Source organism: Streptomyces sp. NPDC006879, from assembly GCF_042869595.1.
GTDB lineage: Bacteria > Actinomycetota > Actinomycetes > Streptomycetales > Streptomycetaceae > Streptomyces.
The window spans coordinates 50,351-58,501 of the sequence record NZ_JBIAGC010000024.1; the positions used below are offsets into that span (position 1 = coordinate 50,351).

Consider the following 8,151-nt stretch of genomic DNA (forward strand, 5'->3'; position numbering starts at 1 on the left):
GGGGGGGGGGCCCCGGGGCGGGGTTGCCGCGGGGGGGCGGGGGGGGGCCCCCCCCCCCCCCCCCACGGACCCCGTCCACTGGGGAGCCATCCGTGCGCAGTCACCCCGCAGCTCGGCCAGGGTGTACGCGGTCGCCGGATCGGCGGGGTAGGGGTCGATCGGGGGGTGGGTCGGCATGCCTAACGCTCCCGGGTCATTTCGGGGTCCCTCGCCCGCTACAACGGGGAGACCCGTGTAGGGGCACGGTATGCACGACCACCCACAGGTAGAAAGCCCTACTATCGGGTAGTTTTGGCCGGTCGACCGCACCCTGGCCGGACCGGGTAGCGTTGACTGTCATCTTCCGGCCCTCCGCAGGAGCATCCACGCCGTGCGTATCGCTGTCACCGGCTCCATCGCCACCGACCACCTCATGACCTTCCCCGGCCGCTTCGCCGACCAACTGGTCGCCGACCAGCTGCACACGGTCTCCCTCTCCTTCCTCGTCGACAACCTCGACGTCCGTCGTGGCGGGGTCGGCCCGAACATCTGCTTCGGCATGGGGCAGCTCGGCATCCGTCCGGTTCTTGTGGGTGCCGCCGGCTACGACTTCGACGAGTACCGCGCCTGGCTGGACCGGCACGGCGTGGACACGGCCTCGGTCCGGATCTCCGAGGTGCTGCACACCGCCCGCTTCGTGTGCACCACCGACAAGGACCACAACCAGATCGGCTCGTTCTACACGGGTGCGATGAGCGAGGCCCGACTGATCGAGCTGAAGGCCGTCGCGGATCGTGTCGGCGGACTCGACCTGGTCCTCATCGGGGCCGACGATCCCGAGGCGATGCTCCGCCACACGGAGGAGTGCCGCACCAGGAACATCCCCTTCGCCGCGGACTTCTCCCAACAGATCGCCCGCATGGACGGCGAGAACATCCGCACCCTGATGGAGGGCGCCACCTACCTCTTCTCGAACGAGTACGAGAAGGGCCTGATCGAATCCAAGTCGGGCTGGAGCGACGAGGAGATCCTCAACAAGGTCGGCACTCGCGTCACCACTCTCGGCTCGCACGGCGTCCGCATCGAGCGGGCGGGCCAGGAGCCGATCCTGGTCGGTTGCCCCGAGGAGGAGGCGAAGGTGGACCCGACCGGTGTCGGCGACGCGTTCCGCGCCGGTTTCCTCGCTGGTCTGTCCTGGGACGTCGGCCTGGAGCGCGCTGCCCAGGTCGGCTGCATGCTCGCCACTTTGGTCATCGAGACCCTCGGCACCCAGGAGTACACCCTGCGCCGGGCCCACTTCATGGAGCGTTTCACCAAGGCGTACGGTGAGGTCGCCGCAGCAGAGGTCCAGGCCCGACTGGCCTGACTCCGAGCTGGCGCGCCCGAGCCGCTGCGGGCGCCTTCGTCCCGGATGGCCGCCCATCGCGCCACCGGGGCCCGACCTTCTCGCCGCTGGTGCCCGTCCAGGCGCGAGCCCTCAACTGAGCCGGCGGACCAGATACGCAACCCCCTGGTCCGCCGGCCGCTCGCCCAGGTACTCCTGGCCCCGCATCGCACACCAGGCCGGGATGTCCAGCCGGGCCACCTCGTCGTCGGCCAGCACCGTGACGGTCCCGCCGACCGGGACGTCCTCGATCACCTTCGCCAACTCGATCACCGGCACCGGGCAACGCTCCCCGATCGCGTCCACCACCAGGGCGTCGCACTCCCCGCCCGGTACCGCGGCCGAGGGGGTCGCGCCGGTCGGTGCCCCGAGCGAGTGGCGGACTTCGGCCACCGTCTGCGCAAGCACCTCCAGGAACCGGTTGACCTCCTCGGCGCTGGTGCCCATGGGCAGGGAGATCCGGATGTTGCCCTCGGAGAGAACGCCCATCGCGCGCAGCACATGGCTGGGTGTCAGGGTGCTGCTCGTACAGGAGGAGCCGGAGGACACGGAGAAGCCCGCCCGGTCCAGTCCGTGCAACAGGCTCTCGCCGTCGACGTAGAGGCAGGAGAAGGTGACCACGTGCGGAAGCCTTCGTGTCGGGTCGCCGACCACCTCCACGTCAGGCACCAGCCGCGGTACCCGGCGCCGGATCCGATCCACCAGGGTCCGCAGCCGCGCTGCTTCGGCCCCCTCCTCGGCCGCGGTCTCGGCCTGTACGGCGCGCAGCGAGGCCGCCGCCGCCACGATCGCCGGGATGTTCTCGAAACCGGCCGCGCGCCCCGACTCCCGCTCGTCGGTGGGGCCCTGGGGCGAGAAGCGCACTCCCTTGCGGACCGCCAGCAGGCCCACCCCGGCGGGTCCGCCCCATTTGTGGGCGCTCGCCGTCAGCAGTGACCAGGGGCCTTCGACCCGCCCCCAGGTCAATGACTGGGCGGCGTCGACCAGGAGGGGCACCCCCCGCGCGCGGCAGGACTCGGCGACCTCCGCCACCGGTTGGACGGTTCCCACCTCGTGGTTGGCGGACTGTAGACAGGCCAGGGCGGTGTCCGCGCGCAGTGCGGCGGCGTACTCCGGGGCGGCCACGGCCCCCGTGCGCCCGACGGCCACCTCGGTCGTGCTGCCCCCACCTGCCACGTGGGCGGCTGCGGAGTGCAGCACCGAGGAGTGTTCGACGGCCGAGAGAACCAGGTGCGTGCCGACGCGCCGACGGCCGGCGAGCGCCCCCTCGATGCCCGAGTGAACTGCTTGCGTCCCCGAACCGGTGAATACGAGCTCGTCCGGACGACACCCCACGGCCTCCGCGGCGGCCTCCCGGGCCGCGTCCAGCAGCATCCGCGCGCGCCGCCCTTCTCGGTACAGCCGGGCCGGATCGGCCCAACCCTCGTCGAGCGAGGCCAGCAGGGCCTGGCGGGCCACCGGGTGCAGCGGGGCCGCGGAAGCGGTGTCGAAGTACGGCATCCGACCACGCTAACCCGCTGGTCGGCGCGGCCGGGCGGATGCTACGGGGACAGTGGTGCCCGGTGCCGGTCCAAGCAGTGCCGGCGTAGCTTCAGGCCCCGTCAGATGCCCTGTACGGGAGGGGGTTCGGGGGTTCCGTGAGTGTCCCCCATTGGGGGGAGCCACCCCTTCGGGGGCCGTAGCGGCGCGTTGGGCACCCTCCCCGCGCGCCCCCAAATAGCGTCCAGTAGGGTTTGGTCCGCATAAACATCCAAACCCCTGCCCGTGTCAGGGCCGGCGACCGACCTGCGAGACGGCCGCAGCCGGCCGCGCGGGCCGAGACTCTCGGGAAGGCGCTACGTGAGTCCCTACGGCTCCGACCGCTCGCCGCGGCGCCCGATGCGGCGGAAGCTGCTGCAGGCGCTGACTGCGGGCCTGGTCCTGGCGACCGCCACTGGTTGCTCGTATACCTGGAAAGACTTCCCCCGCCTCGGAATGCCCACCCCGGTCACGGAGGAGGCGCCGCGCATCCTCTCCCTGTGGCAGGGATCCTGGGCCGCAGCACTCGCCACCGGCGTGCTGGTCTGGGGCCTGATCCTGTGGAGTGTCATCTTCCACCGGCGCAGCCGCAGCAAGGTGGAGGTCCCCCCGCAGACGCGTTACAACATGCCCCTCGAAGCGCTGTACACCGTTGTGCCGCTCATCATGGTCTCGGTGTTCTTCTACTTCACCGCGCGCGACGAGGCGAAGATCCTTTCGCTCTCCGAGAAGCCGAAGCACACGATCAACGTGATCGGCTTCCAGTGGAGCTGGGGCTTCAACTACATCGAGGACGTGGACGGAGCAGCCGGTGGTACGCCGGCGGCGAAGTCCAAGGAACTCGAGTCGATCCCGGACAAGTACAAGGAAGACTTCCCGGCGAACGCCGAGGGCGTCTACACCAAGGGCGTTCCGGGTGACCGCAACCCCCAGACGGGCAACCCGGGTCCGACCCTCTGGCTCCCCAAGGGCGAGAAGGTCCGTTTCATCCTGTCGTCCAACGACGTCATCCACTCCTTCTGGGTGGTGCCGTTCCTCTTCAAGCAGGACGTCATCCCAGGCCACACCAACGTCTTCGAGGTGACCCCCACCGCGGAGGGCACCTACATGGGCAAGTGCGCCGAGCTCTGCGGCGTCGACCACTCCCGGATGCTCTTCAACGTGAAGGTCGTCTCCCCGGAGCGCTACCAGCAACACCTGAAGGAGCTGGCCGAGAAGGGGCAGACCGGCTTCCTCCCGGCTGGAATCGAGCAGACTGAACCGGCCCGGAATGCGGAGACGAACAAACTGTGAGCATCCTCAACGAACCTCAGGGTGCCGCCGCAGCTGACGCCTCGTACGAGGACGAGCTGCCGGTACGGCGCAAGCAGCCGGGCAACGTGGTCGTGAAGTGGTTGACCACCACCGACCACAAGACGATCGGTACGCTCTACCTGATCACGTCGTTCGTGTTCTTCTGCATCGGCGGAGTCATGGCGCTCTTCATGCGCGCCGAGCTGGCCCGTCCGGGTACGCAGATCATGTCGAACGAGCAGTTCAACCAGGCGTTCACGATGCACGGCACGATCATGCTGCTGATGTTCGCGACGCCGCTGTTCGCCGGATTCGCGAACTGGATCATGCCGCTTCAGATCGGCGCGCCCGATGTGGCGTTCCCGCGGCTGAACATGTTCGCCTACTGGCTCTACCTCTTCGGCTCGCTCATCGCCGTCGCGGGCTTCTTCACCCCGCAGGGCGCCGCCGACTTCGGATGGTTCGCCTATTCGCCGCTGTCGGACGCCGTCCGTTCGCCCGGCATCGGCGCCGACATGTGGATCATGGGTCTGGCCTTCTCCGGCTTCGGCACGATCCTCGGCTCGGTCAACTTCATCACGACGATCATCTGCATGCGCGCGCCCGGCATGACGATGTTCCGCATGCCGATCTTCGTGTGGAACGTGCTGCTGACCGGTGTGCTGGTCCTGCTGGCCTTCCCGGTCCTGGCCGCCGCGCTCTTCGCGCTGGAGGCGGACCGAAAGTTCGGCGCTCACGTCTTCGACGCGTCAAACGGTGGAGCCCTGTTGTGGCAGCACCTCTTCTGGTTCTTCGGACACCCAGAGGTGTACATCATCGCTCTGCCGTTCTTCGGCATCATTTCCGAGATCATTCCGGTCTTCAGCCGCAAGCCGATGTTCGGTTACATCAGCCTCATCGGTGCGACGATCGCGATCGCGGGCCTCTCGGTGACGGTGTGGGCGCACCACATGTACGTCACCGGCGGTGTACTGCTGCCGTTCTTCTCCTTCATGACCTTCCTGATCGCGGTTCCGACCGGTGTGAAGTTCTTCAACTGGATCGGCACCATGTGGAAGGGCTCACTGTCCTTCGAGACCCCGATGCTCTGGGCCGTCGGCTTCCTGATCACCTTCACCTTCGGTGGTCTGACCGGCGTCATCCTGGCTTCGCCTCCGCTGGACTTCCACGTCTCCGACTCGTACTTCGTCGTCGCGCACTTCCACTACGTCATCTTTGGAACCGTGGTGTTCGCGATGTTCGCCGGCTTCCACTTCTGGTGGCCGAAGTTCACGGGCAAGATGTTGGACGAGCGCCTCGGCAAGATCACCTTCTGGACGCTGTTCGTGGGCTTCCACGGCACCTTCCTGGTGCAGCACTGGCTGGGTGCCGAGGGCATGCCGCGTCGTTACGCGGACTACCTCGCCGCCGACGGCTTCACCGCGCTGAACACGATCTCCACCATCGCCTCCTTCCTGCTCGGACTGTCGATCCTGCCGTTCTTCTACAACGTCTGGAAGACCGCCAAGTACGGCAAGAAGATCGAGGTGGACGACCCGTGGGGCTACGGTCGCTCGCTGGAGTGGGCGACCTCCTGCCCGCCGCCGCGGCACAACTTCCTCACCCTGCCGCGGATCCGTTCCGAATCCCCGGCGTTCGACCTGCACTACCCGGAGATCGCTGCTCTCGATGAGATCGGCCACGCCGGGCACGGTGCGAGCGCCCTCGCCGAGGGCAAGGAGGCCGGCAAGTGAAGATCCAGGGCAAGATGTTCCTCTGGCTCTCCCTCTTCATCCTGACCATGGCCGTGGTGTACGGCGTGTGGTCGAAGGAGCCGGCGGGAACCACCGCACTCTTCCTGGCCTTCGGCCTCTCCGTCATGATCGGCTACTACCTGGCCTTCACGGCCAAGCGTGTCGACGAGATGGCCCAGGACAACAAGGAAGCCGAAGTCGCGGACGAGGCCGGCGAGCTCGGCTTCTTCTCGCCGCACAGCTGGCAGCCGCTCTCCCTGGCCATCGGTGGCGCGTTCGCGTTCAGCGGCGTCATCTTCGGCTGGTGGCTGATGTACTTCTCCGCGCCGATCATCCTCATCGGACTGTTCGGCTGGGTCTTCGAGTACTACCGCGGTGAGAACCAGAACCAGTAGCACCCGCTGATCCGTCAGCGACCAGCGGTGCCCGAAGGGCCCGAGCTTCCCCAGCGCAGGGGGCTCGGGCCCTTCGTGATGCGGCGGCAGCCCATTTGGAGTCACCCGGCGCGCCGTGTCAGCCCGCCCTCCCTAGCGTGTGCCTATGAGCCAATCTCCGCGTCTTTGGACGGTCATCAGCTGCACCCTGCTGGTCGCTTCCCTCGGGGCCGGCCTGTCCGCGTGTGGTTCGAAGGAGAATCCGCTGGCGGCCCGTCCCCACGACGCGGCCGAGATGGTCTCCTTCAACCAGCCCTCCGGTGGCCGGCCGGTGGACCCCGACCGCCCCCTGGAGGTCACGGCCAAGGGTGAGGAGGGGCGCATCACCGACGTGCTCGCCCAGGACGCCCGAGGACGCCGGCTCGCGGGCGAACTCAGCGCGGACGGCCGTCGTTGGCACAGCACCGTCCCGATGGCCGCGGGGACGCGGTACACCGTCCTCGTGGGCACGGAGGACGCCCAGGGCGCCCCAGGCCGCCGCACGCTGACTTTCGACACCACACCGGCACACAAGCTGCTCAAGGTCACGTTCGGCCCGGACGCGGGCACCTACGGGGTCGGTCAGCCCCTCACGGCTGAACTCAGCGAGCCGGTCAAGGACAAGGCGCAACGGGCCGTGGTCGAGCGGAGCCTGCTCGTCGAGTCCAGCCCCCGGGTGGAGGGCGTCTGGCACTGGGTGGACGACGAGAATCTGCACTTCCGGCCGAAGGAGTACTGGCCCGCCCACGGCAGGGTCACGGTCCGCAGCAATCTGGAAGGCATCCGGGTCGGCGAACTGCACGGGGCGGCCTCCGCCCCGTTGACGCTGGAGTTCGGCGACCGGATCGAGGCCATCACCGATGCCGCGTCGCACCAGCTGACCTTCAAGCGCAACGGAGAAGTGATCAACACCATTCCGGTCACCACCGGAAAGCCGGGCTATTCCACCCGCAACGGGGTCAAGGTGGTGCTGGGCAAGCAGTACTTCGTACGGATGCGCGGCACCAGCATCGGGATCCCGACCAGCAGCTCCGATTCCTACGACCTGCCGGTGTACTGGGCGACCCGGGTCACCTGGAGCGGCGAGTACGTGCACGCCGCACCCTGGTCGGTGGGCTCGCACGGCTACGAGAACGTCAGCCACGGCTGCACCGGCATGAGCACCGGGAACGCCGCATGGTTCTACGAGAACGTCCGAGAGGGCGACATCGTCAAGGTGATCAACAGCTACGGGGAGGACATGAACCCCTTCGGGAACGGTTTCGGGGACTGGAACCTCGACTGGGACGCCTGGCGCGAGGGCAGCGCGCTCCTGGCCGGCGCCCCCGACGGGCGCGGTCCACAGGACGCCGCCCGACTGCGCCCGAAGGTGTGAGATCCAACCCTCCTCGGTGCGGTACCTCCTGCGGGTGCCGCACCCGGTGGATCCGAGCGCTGCGTCAGTGCTCGACGGAGAGGCGGGCGCGCAGCACGGCGGCCAACTGTTCCGGGAAGTCCACCGGGTCCACCGGCAGCGTCACGGCGGCGTCGGCGCGGCTCCAGGTGGCCAACCAGGCGTCCTGGGGGCGACCGATGAGGAGCAGCACGGGAGGGCAGTGGAAGATCTCGTCCTTGATCTGCCTGCAGACGCCCATGCCGCCCGCGGGGGTGGTCTCCCCGTCGAGGACGCAGACGTCCACGCCGCCCCGCTCCAGAGCCCTGAGGACGCCGTCCAGGGTCGCGCACTCCACGAACTCCACCGGCGGGGGGGGGGGGGGGGGGGGGGGGGGGGGGGCGGCGGGGGGCGCGGGGCGGGGGGGGGGGGGGGGGGGGGGGGGGGGGGGGGCGGGCG

6 protein-coding genes and 1 pseudogene are annotated in these 8,151 nt (G+C 68.7%); 5 read left to right on the forward strand and 2 right to left on the reverse strand.

All coding sequences use genetic code 11. The features are described 5' to 3' along the window. Nucleotides 1-370 precede the first annotated feature (370 nt). Nucleotides 371-1,345 carry a carbohydrate kinase family protein gene (locus ACFYMC_RS18885; RefSeq protein ID WP_388526252.1) on the forward strand — a complete coding sequence of 325 codons (975 nt, stop codon included), beginning with the start codon at nt 371-373 and terminating at the stop codon, nt 1,343-1,345. A gap of 111 nt (nt 1,346-1,456) precedes the next feature. On the opposite strand, the gene ACFYMC_RS18890 is transcribed toward ACFYMC_RS18885, so the two are convergent. Then, nucleotides 1,457-2,863 (reverse strand): cysteine desulfurase/sulfurtransferase TusA family protein, encoded by a 1,407-nt coding sequence (locus tag ACFYMC_RS18890; protein ID WP_388526254.1) that lies wholly within the window; start codon nt 2,861-2,863, stop codon nt 1,457-1,459. A 339-nt stretch (nt 2,864-3,202) separates the two neighbouring features. Between ACFYMC_RS18890 and coxB the strand changes: the two genes are divergently transcribed. The 4 genes from coxB (at nt 3,203) to ACFYMC_RS18910 (ending at nt 7,695) form a co-directional block, all read left to right on the forward strand. After that, nucleotides 3,203-4,174, forward strand: a complete 972-nt coding sequence (gene coxB, locus ACFYMC_RS18895) for a cytochrome c oxidase subunit II (protein ID WP_388526257.1) — start codon at nt 3,203-3,205, stop codon at nt 4,172-4,174. After that, entirely contained in the window at nt 4,171-5,907 is a 1,737-nt protein-coding gene (gene ctaD, locus ACFYMC_RS18900) for a cytochrome c oxidase subunit I (protein WP_388526260.1), read from the forward strand. The genes coxB and ctaD overlap by 4 nt, the downstream gene beginning before the upstream one ends. Then, a complete protein-coding gene (locus tag ACFYMC_RS18905) occupies nt 5,904-6,302 on the forward strand; it encodes a cytochrome c oxidase subunit 4 (RefSeq protein ID WP_388526263.1) in 399 nt (132 codons plus the stop codon). The genes ctaD and ACFYMC_RS18905 overlap by 4 nt, the downstream gene beginning before the upstream one ends. A gap of 145 nt (nt 6,303-6,447) precedes the next feature. Next, nucleotides 6,448-7,695: an Ig-like domain-containing protein gene (locus tag ACFYMC_RS18910; RefSeq protein ID WP_388526266.1), complete on the forward strand. Its 1,248-nt coding sequence runs from the start codon at nt 6,448-6,450 to the stop codon at nt 7,693-7,695. 64 nt (nt 7,696-7,759) lie between these two features. Here the strand turns inward: ACFYMC_RS18910 and ACFYMC_RS18915 are convergent. Further along, nucleotides 7,760-8,080, reverse strand: a pseudogene (locus ACFYMC_RS18915) (hypothetical protein); the annotation flags it as partial. Between the last annotated feature and the right edge of the window lie 71 nt (nt 8,081-8,151).

Excerpts from the sequence above, each read along its gene's own strand:
- ACFYMC_RS18890 (WP_388526254.1), bottom strand. The coding sequence starts at position 2,863 with ATGCCGTACTTCGACACCGCTTCCGCGGCCCCGCTGCACCCGGTGGCC.
- ACFYMC_RS18910 (WP_388526266.1), top strand. The coding sequence starts at position 6,448 with ATGAGCCAATCTCCGCGTCTTTGGACGGTCATCAGCTGCACCCTGCTG.